This window comes from Dactylosporangium sp. NPDC000555, assembly GCF_040300025.1.
Lineage (GTDB): Bacteria > Actinomycetota > Actinomycetes > Mycobacteriales > Micromonosporaceae > Dactylosporangium.
This window is the reverse complement of sequence record NZ_JBEPDB010000027.1, coordinates 30,172-49,697: the sequence shown is the minus strand read 5'-3', so window position 1 is coordinate 49,697 and position 19,526 is coordinate 30,172. Positions and strand designations below refer to the sequence as shown.

Here is a 19,526-nt window from a genome sequence, read left to right as displayed (position 1 = left end):
GCAACACAAGCATGCCGAAGTTCAAACCGCACTCCGGGATGAAGAAGCGCGTGAAGATCACCGGTCGCGGCAAGATCCTCAGCGAGCCGGCGGGCAAGCGGCACCTGCTCGAGGTCAAGTCCAGCCGGCGGACCCGGCGCCTGAGCGGCAACGTCGAGCTCGGCCAGTCGGAGACCCGCAAGGTCAACAAGCTCCTCGGCCGATAACCAGCGGCGCTCTCCCCCCGACCTTCCTTGACTTTTCGATCGGCCCAGGCCCCGGGCCGGTCTCGCATGAGGAGTAACGAACCGTGGCACGCGTGAAGCGGGCAGTGAATGCCCAGAAGAAGCGCCGCACCGTCCTGGAGACCGCCAGCGGCTACCGCGGGCAGCGCTCGCGCCTGTACCGCAAGGCCAAGGAGCAGGTGCTGCACTCGATGCAGTACGCCTACCGCGACCGTCGCGACCGCAAGGGTGACTTCCGCCAGCTGTGGATCACCCGCATCAACGCCGCGGCCCGCGCGAACGGCCTGACGTACAACCGCCTCATCCAGGGCCTGCGCCTCGCCGGCGTCGAGGTGGACCGGAAGATCCTCGCCGAGCTCGCAGTCAGCGACGCGAAGGCGTTCAGCGGCCTGGTTCAGGTGGCGAAGTCGGCCGTTGCCGCAGCCTGATCCGCACGCACAGCGGTCACGACCCGGAGTGTTCACCGTTCGGACGCCCCGGGTCGTGGCCGCCCGGCGCCTGCGCCGGCGCCGCGACCGCGACGAGACCGGCCGCTTCCTGGCCGAGGGCCCGCAGGCCGTCCGGGAGGCGCTGCGGACCGGCGCCGTCGCCGAGGTCTTCGCCACCGCCGACGCGGTGGCCCGCTACCCGGAGCTGACCACCGGCGCCTCCCTCGTCGACGACGCCGCCATCCAGGCGCTCGCCGAGACCGTGCAGCCGCAGGGCCTCGTCGCCGTCTGCGAGCAGCGCGACGTCCCGCTCGCCGCCGCCCTTGAGCGCGGCCCGCGCCTGCTCGCCGTCTGCGTCGACATCCGCGACCCCGGCAACGCCGGCACCGTCCTGCGCACCGCCGACGCGGCCGGCGCCACCGCCGTCGTCTTCGCCGGCGACTCCGTCGACCCGTACAACGGCAAGGCCGTGCGCTCCTCCGCCGGCAGCCTGTTCCACGTCGACGTCGTGCGCACCCGCGACGCCGTGGCCACCGTCGCCGTGCTGCGCGAGGCCGGCATCCAGGTGCTCGCCGCCGACGGCTACGGCGAGACCGACCTGTTCGACCTCGCCACCCTCGACCGGCCGACCGCCTGGCTGTTCGGCTCCGAGGCGCACGGACTGCCGAAGGATCTCGAGGCCGACCGGCGGGTGCGGGTGCCGCTCTACGGCGGGGCCGAGAGCCTGAACCTCGCGGCGGCCGCGGCCGTCTGCCTGTACACTTCGGCGAAAGCCCTGAGGAGGCAGTCGTGAACCTGTTTATCCAGCCCGCCGGTGACGGTGGGCTGATGGATGGGCGACTGGGACCTCACCCCTCCTGACACCTTCCCACGACCGGCGGGCGGACCTCACTACACTGTCCGAGGCCAATCTCCCGTGGGAAGAGTCCGATGACGTACCGCAATGATCCGTACGATCCGAAGCAGGCTGCGCTGCTCGACCAGAGCGCGCTCGACGACGCGGTCGCCGCGGCCGACAAGGCGTTCTCCGGCGCCGGCGACCTCGACGCGCTCGCCGCGCTGAAGCACCAGCACCTCGGCGACCGGGCCCCGGTGTCCCTGGCCCGCCGCGAGATCGGCTCGCTGCCCCCGGCCGCCAAGGCCGACGCCGGCAAGCGCGTCAACCTCGCCCGCGTCGCGGTCCAAGGCGCCTACGACGCCCGCCTGGCGGCGCTCGCCGCCGAGCGTGAGGAGCGGGTGCTCGTCGAGGAGGCGGTGGACGTCACCCTCCCGACCGACCGGCGGCCGGTGGGCGCCCAGCATCCGCTGACCAAGATCATGGAGCGGGTCGGCGACCTGTTCGTGAGCATGGGTTACGAGGTCGCCGAGGGGCCCGAGGTCGAGTGGGAGTGGTACAACTTCGACGCCCTCAACATGCACCCCGACCACCCGGCGCGCTCGATGATGGACACGTTCTTCGTCGCCGCCGGGGGCGCCGGTGCGCCGGCCCGCGACGAGGACTCGCGCGTCGTGCTGCGCACCCACACCTCGCCGGTGCAGGCGCGCACGATGACGACCCGCAAGCCGCCCATCTACATCGTCTGCCCCGGCCGGGTGTACCGCACCGACGAGCTCGACGCGACCCACACCCCCGTCTTCCACCAGGTCGAGGGCCTGGTCGTGGACAAGGGCATCACGATGGGCCACCTCAAGGGCACGCTGGACAACTTCGTCAAGGGCATGTTCGGGCCGCAGGCGAAGACCCGGCTCCGGCCGGCGTACTTCCCGTTCGTCGAGCCGGGCGCCGAGATCGACTTCTGGTTCCCGCAGCACCGCGACGGCCCGCGCTGGGTCGAGTGGGGCGGCTGCGGCATGGTCAACCCACGGGTGCTGCGCGCGTGCGGGATCGACCCGGAGGAGTACTCCGGCTTCGCGTTCGGCATGGGCATCGAGCGGGCCCTGATGTTCCGCAACGAGGCGAGCGACATGCGTGACATGGTGGAGGGCGACGTGCGGTACGCGCGGGCGTTCGGATGGGAGGCCTGAGGTGCGCGTAACGCTGTCCTGGCTGCGTGAGCACGTCGACCTGCCGGCCGGTCTCGACGCCGACGGGCTGGAGAAGGCCCTCGTCAAGGTCGGCCTCGAGGTCGAGACGATGACCGACACCGGCGCCACCGTCTCCGGGCCGCTCGTCGTGGGCCGCGTCGAGTCGATCGAGGAGCTGCAAGGGCTCAAGAAGCCGATCCGGTACTGCCTCGTCGACGTCGGCGGGGAACAGCCGCAGGGCATCATCTGCGGCGCCCGCAACTTCGCCGAGGGCGACACGGTGATCGTCGCGCTGCCGGGCGCCGTCCTGCCCGGCGGGTTCGCGATCTCGGCCCGCAAGACCTACGGGCGCGTCTCCAACGGCATGATCTGCTCGGGCCAGGAGCTCGGGGTGAGCGACGACCACGAGGGCATCATCGTGCTGCCCCCCAAGACGGCGAAGCCCGGCGACGAGGCCCGCCCGCTGGTCGGGCTCGACGACATCGTGGTCGAGGTCAACGTCACCCCGGACCGCGGGTACTGCTTCTCGGTCCGCGGCATCGCCCGCGAGCTGTCGCACTCCCTCGGCGGCGCCTACCGCGACCCGGTCGCGGCGGTCGTCCCGCTGAAGGGCGACGGCGCCCCGGCGTACCCGATCGAGGTCCTCGACAGCGTCGCCTGCGACCGGTTCACCGCCGTCGCCGTGCGCGGCGCCGACCCCGCCGCGCCGACGCCGCAGTGGATGCGCAACCGGCTCGCCACGGCCGGCATCCGCTCGATCTCGCTGCCGGTCGACATCACCAACTACGTGATGATCGAGATGGGCCAGCCGATGCACGCCTGGGACCTCGGGCGGCTCACCGGCCCGCTGGTGGTGCGGCGCGCGCAGGCCGGCGAGAAGCTCACCACGCTGGACGGGGTCACCCGGGCGCTCGACCCGGAGGACATCGTCATCGCCGACGACACCGGCGTCGTCTCGCTCGCCGCGGTCATGGGCGGCGCCACCACGGAGGTCTCCGCGGCCACCGTCGACGTGCTGTTCGAGGCCGCGCACTGGGACCCGCGCTCGGTGGCCCGCACGATCCGCCGGCACAGGCTGCCCAGCGAGGCCGGCAAGCGCTACGAGCGCGGCGTCGACCCGCAGATCACCGCGGTGGCCTGCGCGCGGGCGGCGGCGCTGCTGGCCGAGTACGGTGGCGGCACCGTGTCGGCCGGCGTCACCGACGTCTCCGCGGTGGCAGCCCCGGAGCCGGTCACGATGTCCGTGACGCGCCCGTCGGAGCTGGCCGGCGTCGAGTACTCGCCGGAGCGCGTCCTCGAGATCCTCGCGATGATCGGCACGGAGGTGGTGGCCGACGGCGACCTGCTCACCGTCACCCCGCCGAGCTGGCGGCACGACCTCAACGACCCGGCCGACCTCGCCGAGGAGGTGCTGCGCCTCGACGGGTACGACCGGATCCCCAGCGTGCTGCCGATCGCGCCGCCCGGCCGGGGGCTCACCGCGACGCAGCGCCGCCGGCGCACCGTCGGGCGGGCGCTGGTCGACGCGGGCTACGTCGAGACGCTGTGCTACCCGTTCGTGGGCACGCCCACGATCGACGCGATGCGCATCCCGGCCGACGACCCCCGCCGCGACACGGTGCTGCTGCGCAACCCGCTGTCCGACGAGGAGCCGGCGCTGCGCACCACGCTGCTGCCGCCGCTGCTCGCGACGCTTCGCCGCAACCTCGGCCGGGGACTGCGCGACCTGGCGCTGTTCGAGATCGGGCTCGTCTTCCTGCCCGCCGGGCCGCTGGGGGTCGCACCGGCCGCCGGGGTCGACGGGCCGCCGAGCGCCGAGGAGTTCGCCGCGGTCGACGAGCTGCTGCCGCGTCAGCCGTGGCACGTGGCCGCCGTCATCGCCGGCGACGCCGAGCCGGCCGGCTGGTGGGGCGGCGGGCGCCCGGCCGACTGGGCCGACGCGGTCGAGGCCGCCCGGACCGTCGCCGCGGCCGCCGGCGTCGAGCTGACGGTCCGCGCCGCGGCGGAGGCGCCATGGCACCCGGGCCGCTGTGCCGCGCTGCTCGTCGGCGACACCGTCGTCGGGCACGCCGGCGAGCTGCACCCGGCGGTCTGCGCCGACCTGGACCTGCCCCGCCGTACCGTGGCGATGGAGCTCGACCTGGACGCGCTGCCGATCCCGGGCGTGTCGATCGCGCCGCGGCTGTCGAGCTTCCCGACCGCCCTGATCGATGTGGCGCTCGTGGTCGACGCGGCCACCCCGGCCGGCGAGGTCGAGGCGGCACTGGCCGAGGGCGCAGGGCCGCTGCTGGAATCGGTGCGGCTGTTCGACGTGTACTCCGGGGCGCAGCTCGGCGAGGGGCGCAAGTCCCTGGGGTACAAGCTCACCTTCCGGGCGCCGGACCGCACGCTCACCGGCGACGAGGCGCTCGCCGCCCGCGACTCGGCGGTGGCGGTCGCGGCCTCCCGGCTCGGCGCGGTCCTGCGCGGAGCGTAACGCCACCCGCAAGAGTGCCCGCGCGGAGCGGGCATGATGTCCGGGGTGGCTGTCACCGGAAACGTTGGCCGGGTTGGTCAGGCCGCCGCGCGAGCGGTGGTCTGACCCCAGCGGCGTTGCCGCTCGGAGCGGACCCGGGCGCTACGGCCTCCACGTCGCGGACCACGTCCGCCACGAGCATCTCCGCCAGGTGGCGCCCGGTGTCGGCGAGCCCGCCGCGCGGCGCCATCACGATCCGCGGCGGCGCCCCGCGCCGGGCGGCCTCGGCCGCCGCCCACCGCGCGGCCCCAGCGAGAGCGACCCGCCTCGTGCGGTTCGCCTTGATCACGGAGTGTTCGTGTACTCCCTGGTACACGAACACTCCGTGATCAAGGCGTCCACCATCGGAGGAGCGCGTCCGGTCGCCCGTCCCCGGTCCCACGGCACTGGAAACACCGCGTCCGCGCGGAGCGCGCGCCAGGTTAGGAACAGCGCGGGGGCATGGGGGGCTTCGGGGTGGGAACGACCCCTTCGGCTGCGTCCGCGCGAGGCGCGGGCCAGGCTGGAAACAGCGTGGCCGCCGTCACGTGCATCCGATCTCGGACCATCGGCCCACGCATGGCCGCGCGGGCGCCGGTATCGATCACGATCTTCCTGAAGGGGTAGCGCGTGTCAGACGTCAGTGCATCGGCGGCGTTCACCACGGACGTCGTGGTGATTGGTGGCTGCGGCCGGGTGGGGCTCCCGCTCGGCATCGCCTTGGCCTCCCGCGGCCTGCAGGTGACCCTGTACGACATCAACGAGGCCGCCGTCGCCGTGGTCAACAGCGGTCGGCCGCCGTTCGACGAGGAGGGTGCCGCGGCGCCGCTCGCGAGCGCCGTCGCCGAGGGCCGGCTCAAGGCCAGTACCGACCCGGCCACGGTCGCCACGGCCGAGCACCTGGTCGTGATCGTGGGGACCCCGGTCGACGAGCACCTCAACCCGAACATCGCGGCCGTGCCGAAGGCGATCGAGCGCTGCGCCGAATACCTGCGCGACGGCCAGCTCATCGTGCTGCGCAGCACGGTTCACCCGGGGGTGACCGCGCTCACGGAGAAGCTCATCAGGAAGCTCGGGGTGAACGCGGACGTGGCGTTCTGCCCGGAGCGCATCGCCGAGGGCAAGGCGATGACCGAGCTGTTCGAGCTGCCGCAGATCGTCGCGGCCCGCACGCCGGAGGCCACCGAGCGGGCCGAGAAGCTCTTCCGCAACCTGGCCGGCCAGATCGTGATCCTGGACCCGGAGGAGGCGGAGCTCGCGAAGCTGTTCACCAACACCTGGCGATACATCAAGTTCGCCGCGGCCAACCAGTTCTGGATGATGTCCAACGACTTCGGCCTGGACTTCGAGCGGATCCATCACGCGATCCGGTTCCAGTATCCGCGCGCGGCCGACATGCCGGGCGCCGGCTTCGCCGCCGGGCCGTGCCTGCTCAAGGACACCATGCAGCTCGCGGCGTTCAACAACAACAACTTCGTCCTCGGCCACAGCGCCATGCTCATCAACGAGGGCCTGCCGCTCTACGTCGTGTCGAAGCTGCAGGAGCGCTTCGACCTGTCGGAGCTGACGGTCGGCATCCTCGGCATGGCGTTCAAGGGCGGCAGCGACGACATCCGCGAGTCGCTGGCCTACAAGCTGCGCAAGGTCGTCACGCTGCGGGCGAAGGAGACGCTCTGCACCGACCCGCACGTCGAGGACGACCGTCTCGTGCCGCTCGACGAGGTCCTCACCCGCGCCGACCTGCTCATCGTCGCCGCTCCTCACCCTGAGTACCGGGACCTGGAAACCGACATCCCGGTCGCGGACATGTGGGGCGTGACGCACAAGGGCGTCCGAATATGAGTCCGGCGCCACAGATCTCTGTGGTCATCCCGGTCTACAACGAGGGCGCGGCGATCGTCCGCTGCCTCGACCGCATCCTCCGTGAGGTGATAGTGCCGGCCGAGATCCTCGTGGTGCACGACATGCCCGAGGACACGACCGTGCCGCACACCCTGCGGGTGCAGGGTCATGATTCGCGGGTCCGTCCGGTGCTCAACACCTACGGCCGCGGCCCGGCCAACGCGATCCGCTTCGGCATCGACATGGCCCAGGCCCCGGTCGCCGTGGTCACCATGGCCGACGGCTCCGACGACCCGTGCCAGATCGAGGACCTGGCGCGGCTCGTGGACCGGGGCGTCGTCGTCGCCGCCGCGTCGCGGTACATGCCCGGCGGCCAGCAGGTGGGCGGGCCCCGGTTCAAGCGGTTGCTGTCCCGCACCGCCGGCCGCACGCTGCACTGGTTCGCCCGGGTCGGCACCCAGGACGCGACGAACAGCTTCAAGGCGTATTCGACGCAGTTCGTGCGCGGGGTCGGCATCGAGTCGAAGACCGGCTTCGAGATCGGCATCGAGCTGACCGCGAAGGCCACCCGGCTGCGGCTGCCGGTGGCGGAGATCCCGACGATCTGGCTCGACCGGCAGCTCGGGGAGTCGCGCTTCGACGTGGGCCGTTTCATGCCGAGTTATCTCAAGTGGTACCGATTCGCGTTCGGTCGCAGGCTGACGATGGAACAGTTGGCGAAGCGTCCGGCCTCATCCGTGGCCCGCGACGACGCGCAGGCCGCCCGCGCGAGCTGATCCGCAACTCGAGCTCAAGGAGCGTTTGTGGCAAAGGTCCTGGTCACCGGCTCGGCCGGCTTCATCGGTGGATATGTCGTCGAGGAGCTGCTGTCTCGCGGCTACCAGGTCGTCGGCCTGGACAACTACTCGAAGTACGGTCCGGTCACCCGCGGCTACGACTCCCACCCCGGCTACCGCTTCGTCGAGGGTGACGCCCGCGACGCGGACCTGGTCTGCGAGCTGCTGGAGGGCTGCGAGCACTTCATCGCCGGCGCGGCGCTCATCGGCGGCATCTCCTACTTCCACGCGTACGCCTACGACCTGCTCGCCACCAACGAGCGGATCATGGCCTCCTCCTGCGACGCCGCGATCAAGGCGCACCGGGCCGGCACGCTGCGGAAGATGACGTACATGTCCTCGTCCATGGTCTTCGAGTCGACGACGCGCTGGCCGTCGAAGGAGGGCGACGAGCGCGCCGTCCCGCCGCCGCTGTCGTCCTACGGCTTCCAGAAGCTGGCCGTGGAGTACTTCGCGAAGGCCGCCTGGGACCAGTACCGGCTGCCGTACACGATCGTGCGCCCGTTCAACTGCGTCGGCGTCGGCGAGGGCCGGGCGCTCGGCGAGGTCGAGGTGCTCTCCGGCAACGTCAAGCTGGCCATGTCGCACGTCGTGCCCGACCTGGTGCAGAAGATCGTCAAGGGGCAGGACCCGCTGCACATCCTCGGCTCCGGCGAGCAGGTGCGCCACTACACGTACGGCGGCGACCTGGCCAAGGGCATCGTCACCGCGATGGAGTCCGAGCGGGCCCGCAACGAGGACTTCAACATCTCCACCGCCGAGTCGACCACGGTCATGAAGCTCGCCGAGGTCATCTGGCGCAAGATCAAGGGCCCCGACGTGCCGCTGCGCGTAGTGTCCGACGACCCGTACGAGCACGATGTGCAGATGCGTGTGCCCGACTGCGCCAAGGCGCGGGAGGTGCTCGGCTTCGAGGCGGCCACGTCGCTGGACGAGATGCTCGACGTGGTCATCCCGTGGGTGACCGAGGCGGTCAAGGGCGGGCGTCTGTAGACCCGGCGCGGAGAAAGGCCCGGCCGCCGGCCGGTCAGCAACGGTCGAATGGCCCTTAGGGTTGCTTCGTTGGTCGAATACCACTTGTCGTATTCGCGACACTTCTGACGGTCGTCGCGGCCGCGAGCCCGCGGCCTGCCGGGCCCGCGACGGCGCGCCGCGCCGGGGTGCCGCAGTCGCCCAGGCTCGGGCGGAATGCCTTGTACAGTCCGGTTTGACGCGGGTGACCGTCCACATCGCGCAGTGGCCCGTGCTCGGCCGGGAAGCGGTCCTGCCCTGCGCCCGGCTGCGATGATCCGCGCTCGGCCGGGCTTCACGAGATAGTCTCGCGCCGTTCTCCGGCCGTTGCGACGAACGGTGGTTCGTTAGAGACTCGGCGTCGTGGTGAGCACCTCGTCGGCGCCCATCGGCCGAGCCGATCTCCTGAATCACGCCCGGGAGCGGCTCGCGGCGGGCGGCAGCGTCGTGCTCTGCGGACCCGCGGGGATCGGCAAGTCCACCATCCTCGACGCCCTCGCCGCCGCGGAGGCCGAGGCGCTGGTGCTGCGCGCCGCCGCCGCGGAGGCCGAGGCCGACCTGCCGTACCTGGCGCTCGTCGATCTCTTCGACCGCGCGCCGGACGCCTTCGACCTGCTCCCGGCCCACCTGCGCGCGGCGCTGGACGGCGCCCTGCTGCGCAGCGCGCTGCCGGCCACGCCGCACGACCAGCTCGCGGTGCGCCTGGCCGTGCTCGAGCTGTTCCGGGCTCTCGCCGCCGAGCGGCCGGTGCTGCTGATCCTCGACGACGTGCAGTGGATCGACGAGCCCAGCGCCGGGGTGCTGCGGTTCGTCGCCCGCCGCCTCGGGGAGGTGCCGGTGCGGGTCCTCGCCGCCGAACGGGTGCCCGACGGCGGCGCGCCCAGCCGGCTGGACCTGTGCCCGCCGCCGAGCGTCACCCTGCCGGTGCCGCCGCTGCCCCAGAGCGACGTGGCCGACCTGCTGCGGGCCCGCTTCGGCGCCGAGGCCGGCCGGGCGCACGTGCGGCGCATCTACGAGGCCAGCGCGGGTAACCCGCTGTACGCGGTCGAGCTCGGGCGGGCCATCGGCAACAGCTCGTTCCCGGTCACCGACCCGCTGCCCGTCCCCGAGCGCCTGCGCGAGCTGCTCGCCGCCCGCCTGGCCACGCTGCCCGCCGCCGACCGGCCGGCGCTGCTGGTCGTCGCCGCGGCGGCCCGCCCCAGCCTGACCCTGCTGGCCGCGTGCGGGCTCGCCGAGGGGCTGGTCGAGGCCGCCATAGCCGCGGGTGTACTGCACGTCGAGCCCGACGGCGCGATCCGGTTCTCCCATCCGCTGCTGCGCGAGATGGTCTACGCCGACGCCACCGCCCCGGCCCGCCGCGAGACCCACGAGCGGCTCGCCGAGACGGTCACCGACCCCGTCGATCGGGCCCGGCACCTCGCCGCCGCCCGGCCCGAGCCCGACGAGGCCCTCGCCGAGTGCCTCGCCGGCGCCGCGTCCGCCGCCCGACTGCGCGGCGCGCCGGCCATGGCCGCCGACCTGGCCGCGCTCGCGGCGGAGCGCACCCCGCGCGACACGCCGGGAGTGGCCGCGGTACGCCGGTTGAGCGCCGCCCAGTACGCGTACTCGGCCGGCTCGCCGGTGGACGCCCGCCGCCACGCCGCGGCCGCCCTGCGCGACGCCGCCGACCGGCGCACCCGGGTCGGGGCGCGGCTGCTGCTGGTGGAGATGTCCGGAGAGGACCACTCCAACTCCGGCCCGCTGCTCGACGCGGCGTTCGTCGAGGCGGCCGACACCCCGGACCTGCTCGCCCACGTCCGGCTGTACAAGGCGGTCAAGGCGTACTGGGACGGCGACAGCGAGGCGGCCCTCGCCGAGCTCAAGCGGGCCGAGGAGGCCGCCGAGCTGTGCGGCGACATGGAGCGGCTCGTCGAGGTGCTCAGCTGGCGGGGCAACATCCTGCTCGGCACCGAGGGCGACGAATACCTGGAGCGCGCCGGCAAGCTCGCCCGCGGCCTGTCGCTCACCCCGGCCACCGTCGCCGCCCGGCAGGTCGCCGCGATGAGCCGGCTGTTCAAGGGCGAGACCGCCGAGGCGGTGCGGCGCATCGAGGCGCTGCGGATCGCGGTCGAGCGGTCCGGGACCGTGCGCGACCTCGCCGCGGTGCTGGTCTCCGTGGCCGGCGTCTACTGGCGCTCCGGCCGCTGCGCCGACGCCCTCGCCGCCGGCCGCGACTGCGTGCGCCTCTACGTCGACGTCGAGACCACCCCCGGCCCCGGATACCTGGTGGCGGCGCTCGTGGAGTACGCGGGCGGAACGGCCACGGCCGCGGCCGAGCACGCCGAGCGCGGCGTCGCCGCCTGCCTCGCCGCCGGCGACGAGGACTGGATCAAGCTGGCGTACGCGACCAGCGGCCTGGTTCACGTCCTGCGCGGCGACCCGATCGCCGCCGCCGACGCGATGCGCGAGGCCTACAACCTCGATCAGCGCCTCGGCCGGCTCGACCCGGGCGTGCTGCCCTGGCACGCCGACTTCGTCGAGGCCCTCGTCGGGGCCGGCGCCCGCGCCGAGGCCGCCGAGGTCCTCGAGGAGGTCGAGCAGCGTGCCCGGCATCTCGACCGGCGGGTGGTGCTGCTCGGGCTGGCCCGGGCCCGCGCCGTGCTCACCGCCGCGACCGGCGAGGCGCGCGAGGGCGCGGAGGCGCTGCACCGGGCGATCGAGGAGTGGCCGGACCACCCGTACCCGCTCGAGATGGCCCGCGCCTACTACACGCTCGGCGGCCTGGAACGGCGCGCCCACCGCCGGGGCGCCGCCCGCGCGGCCCTGTCCGAGGCGGTCCGCCGCTACGGCATGGCCGACGCGCACCCGTGGCGCGAGGTCGCCGCGGCCGACCTGTCCCGCCTCGACGGCGGCCGGGGCGCGGGCCTGTCGGAGACCGAGCGGCGCATCGTCGAGCTCGTGCGGGCCGGCGCCACCAACCGCGAGATCGCCCGGGCGCTGTTCCTGTCCATCAAGGCCGTCGAGGCGAATCTGACCCGGCTGTACCGTCGCCTGAACGTCCGCAACCGTTCACAGCTGGCCCGGTTCCTGGACCCCGAGTAGGACACCGGCTCCCGCCGGTTTCTGCTCTCGTCGCTGGCGACCCATCCGAGCTAGCCTCCTAGGAAGGTTGGAAGAGTGAGGGGTGACGCAACCTCCTTGAAACGGGGGGTTGCATAGCGATACAGTCGAGCGCATGGGAATACGTGTCGCCGTCGCGGGAGCGTCCGGGTACGCCGGCGGTGAGCTGTTGCGGCTCATCGCCGGCCACCCGAATCTCGAGCTTGCCGTGGCCACCGGGTTCGCGCAGGCCGGATCGACGATCGGGAGCGTGCACCCGCACGTGCGATCCTTCCGCGACGTCGTGCTCGCCAAGACCGAGCCGGCCGTGCTCGCCGATGCCGACCTGGTGTTCCTGGCGCTGCCGCACGGCGAGTCCGCGGCCGTCGCGGCGCGGTTGCCGGAGTCCGTGCGCATCGTCGACATCGGCGCCGACTTCCGGCTCAAGGACCCCGGGGACTGGCAGCGGTACTACCCGGGGCCGCACGCCGGCACCTGGACGTACGGGCTGCCGGAGTTGCCCGGCCAGCGGGACCTGATCAGGGCGTCGACCCGGGTCGCCAACACCGGCTGCTACGCGGTCGCGACGATCCTGGCGCTGGCCCCGCTGATCGCGGCGGGTGTCGCCGACCCCGACGACGTGGTGGTGGTCGCCTCCTCCGGCACCTCGGGCGCGGGCCGGTCGGCGAAGCAACACCTGCTCGCCTCCGAGGTGATGGGGTCGATGTCGCCGTACAAGGTCGGCGCGCACCAGCACGTCGCCGAGATCAAGCAGGCCAGCGGCGCGCGGACGCTGTCCATGACGCCGGCGCTGGCGCCGATGCCGCGGGGCATCCTGGCGACGGTCACGGCGAAGCCGCTGGGGCACGCCGACCCGCGGGCGGTGCTGGGCGCGGCGTACGACGCCGAGCCGTTCGTGCACGTGCTGCCGGAGGGACAGTGGCCGCAGACGGGCGCGACGTTCGGCTCCAACGCGGTGCACCTGCAGGCGACCATCGACATCGACAGCGGGCGGATCGTCGTCGTCTCCGCCATCGACAACCTGGTCAAGGGCGCGGCCGGCCAGGCCGTGCAGAACGCGAACATCATGCTGGGCCTGCCGGAGACCACGGGCCTGAGCGTGGACGGGATCGCACCATGAGCGGTCCGGAGCGAAGCGGAGGTGACGGCATGAGCGTGACGGCACCGAAGGGCTTTCGGGCGGCGGGGGTCGCGGCCGGGATCAAGGCCGCGGCCGGGGCGCTCGACGTGGCGCTCGTGGTCAACGACGGGCCCGACTTCACCGCCGCGGCCGTGTTCACGAGCAACCGCATCAAGGCGGCGCCGGTGCTGTGGAGCCAGCAGGTGTTGCGGGCCGGCATCGCGCGCGCCGTCATCCTCAACTCCGGCGGCGCCAACGCGTGCACCGGGCCGGCCGGCTTCCAGGACACCCACGCCACCGCCGAGCACACCGCGGCCGTGCTGTCCAGGCGGGCGTCGCGGTTCCCGGTCGGGGCCGGCGACGTCGTGGTCTGCTCGACGGGGCTGATCGGTGAGCGCCTGCCGCTGCCGAAGCTCCTGTCCGGCGTCGACGCGGCCGGCCGCGCGCTCGCCCGCGACGGCGGGCCGGAGGCGGCGGAGGCCATCATGACCACCGACACCGTGCCGAAGACCGCCGTCCACGCCGGCCAGGGCTTCACCGTCGGCGGCATGGCCAAGGGCGCCGGGATGCTCGCGCCGGGCCTGGCGACCATGCTCGTGGTGCTCACCACCGACGCCGTCGCCGACGCGTCCACGCTGGACACCGTGCTGCGCGAGGCGACCTCGGTCACCTTCGACCGGGTCGACTCCGACGGCTGCATGTCGACCAACGACACCGTCCTGATCATGGCCAGCGGCGCCTCGCGGATCGAGCCGACGGCGCAGGAGCTGGCCGAGGCGGTCACCGCCGTCTGCGCCGACCTGGCCCGGCAGCTCATCGCCGACGCCGAGGGCGCCACGAAGGAGATCGCGATCGAGGTGACCGGCGCGGCCTCGACGCCCGACGCGGTCGAGGTGGGCCGCTCGATCGCCCGCAACAACCTGGTGAAGACCGCGTTCTTCGGCAACGACCCCAACTGGGGGCGCATCCTGGCGGCGATCGGCACGACCGCGGCCGCGTTCGAGCCGGACGAGGTCGACGTGGCCATCAACGGGGTGTGGATCTGCAAGGGCGGCGCCGCCGGCGAGGAGCGCTCGAAGGTGGACCTCAGCGGCCGGGCGGTGACCGTGACCGTGGACCTGCACGCCGGCGACGAGCGCGCGACGATCTGGACGAACGACCTCTCGATGGGGTACGTGCACGAGAACTCGGCGTACAGCTCGTGAACGGTCCGGAGCGGAGCGGAGGTTCGCGTGAACGGGCGTGACCTGGGGATCGCACTTGGCAAGGCCAACACGCTCATCGAGGCGCTGCCGTGGCTGGAGCGGTTCTCCGGCTCGACGGTCGTCGTCAAGTACGGCGGCAACGCGATGGTCGACAACGAGCTCAAGCGCGCGTTCGCGGCCGACATGGTGTTCCTGCGCCACGTCGGGATCAAGCCAGTCGTCGTGCACGGTGGCGGGCCGCAGATCTCGGCGATGCTCAAGCGCCTCGGGATCGCCAGCGAGTTCAAGGGCGGCCTGCGGGTCACCACCCCGGAGACGGCCGACGTGGTGCGGATGGTCCTCGTCGGGCAGGTCGGCCGCGAGCTCGTCGGGCTCATCAACGAGCACGGCCCGCACGCGGTCGGCATGTCGGGGGAGGACGCCGGCCTGTTCACCGCGGTGCGCCGGCCCGCCATCGTCGACGGCGCACCGGTCGACATCGGCCAGGTCGGCGACGTCGAGCGGGTCAACGTCTCCGCGGTCGCGGACCTCATCGCGGCCGGGCGGATCCCGGTCGTGTCGACGGTCGCGCCCGACGCCGACGGCGTGCTGCACAACCTCAACGCCGACACCGCGGCCGGAGCCCTGGCCGTGGCGCTGCAGGCGCGCAAGCTCGTCGTGCTCACCGACGTCGAGGGGTTGTACCGCGACTACCCGGACCCGTCCTCGCTGATCTCGCAGCTGACCACCGACGAGCTCGCCGAGCTCCTGCCGGGGCTCGAGTCCGGGATGGTGCCGAAGATGGAGGCCTGCCTGCGGGCGGTCAAGGGCGGGGTGCCGGCCGCGCACGTCGTCGACGGGCGGGTGCCGCACTCGCTGTTGCTGGAAGTTTTCACGTCGGAGGGGTTCGGGACAATGGTGGTGGCGCAATGACGGGCTCTCTGACCTCTCGCTTCGAGGCGTCGGTGATGAACACCTACGGCCCGCCGTCGCTGGGGCTGGTCAGCGGCAGCGGCGCGGTCGTCGTCGACGAGTCCGGGCGCTCCTACGTGGACTTCCTCGGCGGTATCGCCGTCAACCTGCTCGGCCACGGCCACCCGGCGGTCGTCGCCGCCGTCACCGCGCAGATCTCCACGCTCGGCCACGTGTCCAACCTGTTCGCCTCGCCGCCGGTGGTGGCCCTCGCCGAGCGGCTGCTGACCCTCGCGGGCCGGCCGGGCGCGGTGTTCTTCGCCAACTCCGGCGCGGAGGCGAACGAGGCGGCGTTCAAGCTGTCCCGGCGCACCGGCCGCACGAAGATCGTCGCGGCGGAGGCCGCGTTCCACGGCCGCACCATGGGCGCGCTGGCGCTGACCGGGCAGCCGGCCAAGCAGCAGCCGTTCCTGCCGCTGCCGGGCGAGGTCGTACACGTGCCGTACGGCGACGTGGAGGCCCTCGCCGCCGCCGTGGACGACGCGACCGCGATGGTGCTGCTGGAGCCGATCCAGGGCGAGTCGGGGGTGGTGGTACCGCCGGCCGGTTACCTGACCGCGGCCCGGGAGATCACCGCGCGACACGGTGCCCTGCTCGCCCTCGACGAGGTGCAGACCGGCGTCGGGCGCACCGGGTACTGGTTCGCCCACCAGGCCGAGGGGGTGCGCCCCGACGTCGTCACGCTCGCCAAGGGTCTCGGCGGCGGCCTGCCGCTCGGCGCGATGATCGCGTTCGACGACGCGGCGACGCTGCTCGGCCCGGGCACGCACGCCTCGACGTTCGGCGGCAACCCGGTCTGCTGCGCCGCGGCCCTCGCCGTGCTGGACACCATCGAGTCGGAGCACCTGCTCGACGCCGCCAAGCGGCTCGGCGAGCGGATCCGCCGCGGCGTCGAGGCGCTCGGCCACCCGCTCGTGACCGGCGTGCGCGGGGCCGGGCTGCTGCTCGGCGTCGCGCTGCGCGGCCCGGCCGCCGGCGCGCTCGCCGCGGTGCTGCGCGACAAGGGCTTCCTGGCCCAGGCGGCGCAGCCGGACGTGCTGCGCATCGCCCCGCCGCTGATCCTCACCGACGAGCAGGCCGACGCGTTCGTCGCCGCGCTCGGCCCGGCGCTCACGGCGGTGCAGCCGGCATGACCAGTCTGGAGCGAAGCGGAGGGGCTGGTCATCATGGGGCTCAGGTGCCAGTCATGCCGCAGCCGGAGCGAAGCGGAGGTTCCGGCATGACACTGCGACACTTTTTGCGCGACGACGACATGACGGCCGCGGAGCAGCTGCGGGTGCTCGAGCTCGCGACGGCGATGAAGGCCGACCGGACCGGGTTCCGGCCCCTCGAGGGCAGGTCCGTCGCGGTCATCTTCGAGAAGTCGTCGCTGCGCACCCGCGTCTCGTTCGAGGTCGGCATCACCCAGCTCGGCGGCACGCCGATCATCATCGACGCGCTCACCACGCACTTCGGCCGGGGCGAGACCGTCGCCGACGCGGCGAAGGTGCTCTCGCGCTACGTCGACGCGATCGTGATCCGGTCCACCTCCGACGAGCGGGTGGCGCAGCTCGCCGCCGGCGCGACGGTGCCGGTCGTCAACGCCCTCACCGACGGGTTCCACCCGTGCCAGCTACTCGCCGACCTGCAGACCGTGCGGGAGCGGCTCGGCGGGACGCAGGGGCGGACCATCGCGTACCTCGGCGACACCGCCAACAACATGGCGCACTCCTACGCCCTCGCGGGCGCGATCGCCGGGATGCGGGTGCGGCTGTCCGGGCCGGCCGGGTTCGACCCCGATCCGGCGGTGCTCGCCGCGGCGCGGGAGCGGGGCGTGGTCGAGGTGATCGGCGACCCGGTCGAGGCGGTCAAGGGCGCCGATGTGCTCGTCACCGACACGTGGACGTCGATGGGACAGGAGAACGACGGGCTGGATCGGCGGACGCCCTTCGTGCCATACCAGATCAACGCCTCTTTGCTCCTGAGCGCCAAGCCGGGTGCGATCGTGCTGCACTGCCTGCCCGCCCACCGCGGCGACGAGATCACCGACGAGGTCATGGACGGGCCGCAGGCCGCGATCTGGGACGAGGCGGAGAACCGCCTGCACGCCCAGAAGGCGCTGCTGGCGTTCCTTCTGGAAGGCCGAGAGCGACGATGAGCGGGTGCGCGGCATGAGCGCGCCGACGACGAAGGCGGCGCGGCTGGATCGGATCTCGGCGCTGATCCGCGGCGCGGCGGTGCACTCGCAGACCGAGCTCGCGGAGCTGCTGGCCGGCGACGGCATCCAGGTCACGCAGGCGACGCTGTCGCGGGACCTGGAGGAGCTGCGGGCGGTGAAGGTGCGCGGGGCGTACCTCATCCCGGAGGACGGCGAGCGGGCGCTGCGCCCCGCGGAGCAGGCGCCGACGCGGCTCATCCGGCTGCTGCGCGAGCTGCTCACGGGCGTGGACTACTCGGGCAACCTGGTCGTGCTGCGCACCCCGCCGGGTGCGGCGCAGTTCCTGGCCAGCGCGATCGACCGGACCGGGCTGCCCGACATCGTCGGCACGATCGCCGGGGACGACACGATCCTGGTCGTCGCCCGGGAGGCACCGGATCCGTCCCGGCCGCCGTCGGCCGGGGAGCTGCTGGCCTCCAAGCTGACCGCGTGGAGCCAGCCCGGCGACGACAGCGCCTGAACGCCGCGGATTCCCGCGGTCCCGTCCTGTCCGTCCCGCCGCGGCCCTGTGCCGCGGCGATCTTGTATTACGTGTTGTGGAAGGATCGTCCCGTGGCTTCTGAGACCCCGACCCGCCTGTGGGGCGGCCGCTTCGCCGGCGGCCCCGCCGAGGCGCTCGCCCGGCTGTCCGTGAGCGTGCAGTTCGACTGGCGGCTCGCCCCGTACGACATCGCCGGCTCCCGTGCCCACGCCCGGGTCCTGGCCCGCGCCGGGCTGCTGGACGCCGATGAGCTCGGCCGGATGCTCGCCGCCCTCGACGACCTCGAGTCCGCCTGCGCCGCCGGTGACTTCCGCCCGACCGTCGACGACGAGGACGTGCACACCGCGCTGGAGCGCGGCCTGCTCGAGCGGCTCGGCGCGCTCGGCGGGAAGCTGCGCGCCGGCCGGTCCCGCAACGACCAGGTCGCCACCGACCTGCGGCTCTACCTGCGCGACCACGCCCGCGGCGTCGCGTCGCGCATCGTCGAGCTCGCCGACGCCCTCATGGAGCAGGCCGCCCGGCACGTCGACACGCCGGCGCCCGGCTTCACCCACCTGCAGCCGGCCCAGCCGATCGCGTTCGGCCACCAGCTGCTCGCGCACGTCCAGGCGCTGCTGCGTGACCTGGACCGGCTGCGCGACTGGGACGCCCGCGCCGCGGTGAGCCCGCTCGGCGCCGGGGCGCTCGCCGGCTCGTCGCTGCCGCTGGACCCGACCCAGGTCGCCAAGGAGCTCGGGTTCGCCGCCGCCGCGCCCAACTCGATCGACGCCGTCGCCGACCGGGACTTCGTCGCCGAGTTCCTGTTCGTGGCCGCGCTCACCGGCGTGCACCTGTCCCGGCTCGGCGAGGAGGTGGTGCTGTGGACCACGCCCGCCTTCGGCTGGGTGCAGCTCGACGACGCCTTCGCCACCGGCTCGTCGATCATGCCGCAGAAGAAGAACCCGGACATCGCCGAGCTCGCCCGTGGCAAGTCCGGCCGGCTCGTCGGTCACCTCACCGGGGTGCTCACGATGCTCAAGGGCCTCGCGCTGGCCTACGACCGGGACCTGCAGGAGGACAAGGAGCCGGTCTTCGACGCCGTCGACACGCTCGAGCTCGTCCTGCCCGCGCTGGCCGGGATGATCTCCACGATGACCGTGCGGGTCGATCGGCTCGCCGCGCAGGCGCCGGTCGGGTACACGCTCGCGACCGAGGTCGCCGAGTGGCTGGTCCGGCAGGGCGTCGCGTTCCGGGAGGCGCACGAGATCACCGGCAAGCTCGTGGTCATCTGCGCCGCCCGCGACATCGGCCTGGACGAGGTGACCGACGAGGACCTCGCCGCTGTGAGCCCGCACCTGACCCCCGCGGTCCGCGAGGTGTTCTCCGTCCCGGGCGCGCTCGCGGCGCGTACCACCCCCGGCTCGACCGGTCCCGGCCCGGTCGCCGACCAGCTCGCCACGGCCGCCGACAAGCTCGACCGCTGGCGCGACTGGTCGGCGGAGCAGGTGATCCCGCGCGATTGAGCTCGCGGGGGCGCCGGCATGCCGGCAGATGACGCCGAACGCTCGGCGCCCCGGGAAATGATGATAAGTCCGAAAAGTCCGGTGTCGAAGGCGCCGGACTTTTCGTGTGGT

Annotated in this window: 17 protein-coding genes; 16 read left to right on the top strand and 1 reads right to left on the bottom strand. The window is 73.2% G+C overall.

The features are described from left to right. Positions 1-11 precede the first annotated feature (11 nt). From rpmI to pheT, 5 genes are all read left to right on the top strand, one after another. A complete protein-coding gene (gene rpmI, locus ABT297_RS18445) occupies positions 12-206 on the top strand; it encodes a 50S ribosomal protein L35 (protein ID WP_350550703.1) in 195 nt (64 codons plus the stop codon). Positions 207-289: 83 nt separating this feature from the next. Further along, the gene (gene rplT / locus ABT297_RS18440; protein ID WP_350550700.1) at positions 290-652 is read left to right on the top strand and encodes a 50S ribosomal protein L20; all 363 of its coding nucleotides are present in this window, start codon (positions 290-292) and stop codon (positions 650-652) included. A 28-nt stretch (positions 653-680) separates the two neighbouring features. After that, on the top strand, positions 681-1,445 hold the full coding sequence (locus tag ABT297_RS18435) for a TrmH family RNA methyltransferase (protein ID WP_350550697.1): 765 nt from the start codon (positions 681-683) through the stop codon (positions 1,443-1,445). A gap of 137 nt (positions 1,446-1,582) precedes the next feature. Continuing rightward, the gene (gene pheS / locus ABT297_RS18430) at positions 1,583-2,677 is read left to right on the top strand and encodes a phenylalanine--tRNA ligase subunit alpha (RefSeq protein WP_350550694.1); all 1,095 of its coding nucleotides are present in this window, start codon (positions 1,583-1,585) and stop codon (positions 2,675-2,677) included. Between the two features lies 1 nt (position 2,678). Further along, a complete protein-coding gene (gene pheT / locus ABT297_RS18425; RefSeq protein ID WP_350550692.1) occupies positions 2,679-5,153 on the top strand; it encodes a phenylalanine--tRNA ligase subunit beta in 2,475 nt (824 codons plus the stop codon). Between the two features lie 52 nt (positions 5,154-5,205). Here the strand turns inward: pheT and ABT297_RS18420 are convergent, their stop codons facing one another. Beyond that, positions 5,206-5,508 (bottom strand): hypothetical protein, encoded by a 303-nt coding sequence (locus tag ABT297_RS18420; protein ID WP_350550690.1) that lies wholly within the window; start codon positions 5,506-5,508, stop codon positions 5,206-5,208. Between the two features lie 293 nt (positions 5,509-5,801). Between ABT297_RS18420 and ABT297_RS18415 the strand changes: the two genes are divergently transcribed. The 11 genes from ABT297_RS18415 (at position 5,802) to argH (ending at position 19,415) form a co-directional block, all read left to right on the top strand. Next, positions 5,802-7,013, top strand: a complete 1,212-nt coding sequence (locus ABT297_RS18415) for a nucleotide sugar dehydrogenase (protein ID WP_350550687.1) — start codon at positions 5,802-5,804, stop codon at positions 7,011-7,013. Then, the gene (locus ABT297_RS18410) at positions 7,010-7,789 is read left to right on the top strand and encodes a glycosyltransferase family 2 protein (protein ID WP_350550685.1); all 780 of its coding nucleotides are present in this window, start codon (positions 7,010-7,012) and stop codon (positions 7,787-7,789) included. Before ABT297_RS18415 ends, ABT297_RS18410 begins: the two co-directional genes overlap by 4 nt. 27 nt (positions 7,790-7,816) lie before the next feature. Continuing rightward, positions 7,817-8,842 carry an NAD-dependent epimerase/dehydratase family protein gene (locus tag ABT297_RS18405; RefSeq protein WP_350550682.1) on the top strand — a complete coding sequence of 342 codons (1,026 nt, stop codon included), beginning with the start codon at positions 7,817-7,819 and terminating at the stop codon, positions 8,840-8,842. A 381-nt stretch (positions 8,843-9,223) separates the two neighbouring features. After that, positions 9,224-11,941, top strand: coding sequence for an AAA family ATPase (locus ABT297_RS18400; RefSeq protein WP_350550679.1), 2,718 nt, complete (start codon positions 9,224-9,226; stop codon positions 11,939-11,941). A 133-nt stretch (positions 11,942-12,074) separates the two neighbouring features. Further along, positions 12,075-13,079: an N-acetyl-gamma-glutamyl-phosphate reductase gene (gene argC / locus ABT297_RS18395; protein WP_350550676.1), complete on the top strand. Its 1,005-nt coding sequence runs from the start codon at positions 12,075-12,077 to the stop codon at positions 13,077-13,079. Between the two features lie 29 nt (positions 13,080-13,108). Continuing rightward, the gene (gene argJ, locus ABT297_RS18390; protein ID WP_350550673.1) at positions 13,109-14,284 is read left to right on the top strand and encodes a bifunctional glutamate N-acetyltransferase/amino-acid acetyltransferase ArgJ; all 1,176 of its coding nucleotides are present in this window, start codon (positions 13,109-13,111) and stop codon (positions 14,282-14,284) included. Positions 14,285-14,311: 27 nt separating this feature from the next. Next, the gene (gene argB, locus ABT297_RS18385; protein ID WP_350550670.1) at positions 14,312-15,196 is read left to right on the top strand and encodes an acetylglutamate kinase; all 885 of its coding nucleotides are present in this window, start codon (positions 14,312-14,314) and stop codon (positions 15,194-15,196) included. Further along, positions 15,193-16,368, top strand: coding sequence for an acetylornithine transaminase (locus ABT297_RS18380; RefSeq protein ID WP_350550668.1), 1,176 nt, complete (start codon positions 15,193-15,195; stop codon positions 16,366-16,368). Before argB ends, ABT297_RS18380 begins: the two co-directional genes overlap by 4 nt. Before the next feature lie 86 nt (positions 16,369-16,454). Then, positions 16,455-17,372, top strand: a complete 918-nt coding sequence (gene argF / locus ABT297_RS18375) for an ornithine carbamoyltransferase (RefSeq protein WP_350550665.1) — start codon at positions 16,455-16,457, stop codon at positions 17,370-17,372. 13 nt (positions 17,373-17,385) lie between these two features. Further along, on the top strand, positions 17,386-17,892 hold the full coding sequence (gene argR / locus ABT297_RS18370) for an arginine repressor (protein WP_350550663.1): 507 nt from the start codon (positions 17,386-17,388) through the stop codon (positions 17,890-17,892). Positions 17,893-17,951: 59 nt separating this feature from the next. Then, a complete protein-coding gene (gene argH, locus ABT297_RS18365; protein ID WP_502885587.1) occupies positions 17,952-19,415 on the top strand; it encodes an argininosuccinate lyase in 1,464 nt (487 codons plus the stop codon). Positions 19,416-19,526 lie beyond the last annotated feature (111 nt).

Bases quoted from the DNA above. Each gene is read 5' to 3' on its own strand.
- argJ (WP_350550673.1), top strand. From the start codon at position 13,109: ATGAGCGTGACGGCACCGAAGGGCTTTCGGGCGGCGGGGGTCGCGGCC.
- pheS (WP_350550694.1), top strand. From the start codon at position 1,583: ATGACGTACCGCAATGATCCGTACGATCCGAAGCAGGCTGCGCTGCTC.
- ABT297_RS18380 (WP_350550668.1), top strand. From the start codon at position 15,193: ATGACGGGCTCTCTGACCTCTCGCTTCGAGGCGTCGGTGATGAACACC.
- argC (WP_350550676.1), top strand. From the start codon at position 12,075: ATGGGAATACGTGTCGCCGTCGCGGGAGCGTCCGGGTACGCCGGCGGT.
- argR (WP_350550663.1), top strand. From the start codon at position 17,386: ATGAGCGCGCCGACGACGAAGGCGGCGCGGCTGGATCGGATCTCGGCG.
- argF (WP_350550665.1), top strand. From the start codon at position 16,455: ATGACACTGCGACACTTTTTGCGCGACGACGACATGACGGCCGCGGAG.
- rpmI (WP_350550703.1), top strand. From the start codon at position 12: ATGCCGAAGTTCAAACCGCACTCCGGGATGAAGAAGCGCGTGAAGATC.
- ABT297_RS18410 (WP_350550685.1), top strand. From the start codon at position 7,010: ATGAGTCCGGCGCCACAGATCTCTGTGGTCATCCCGGTCTACAACGAG.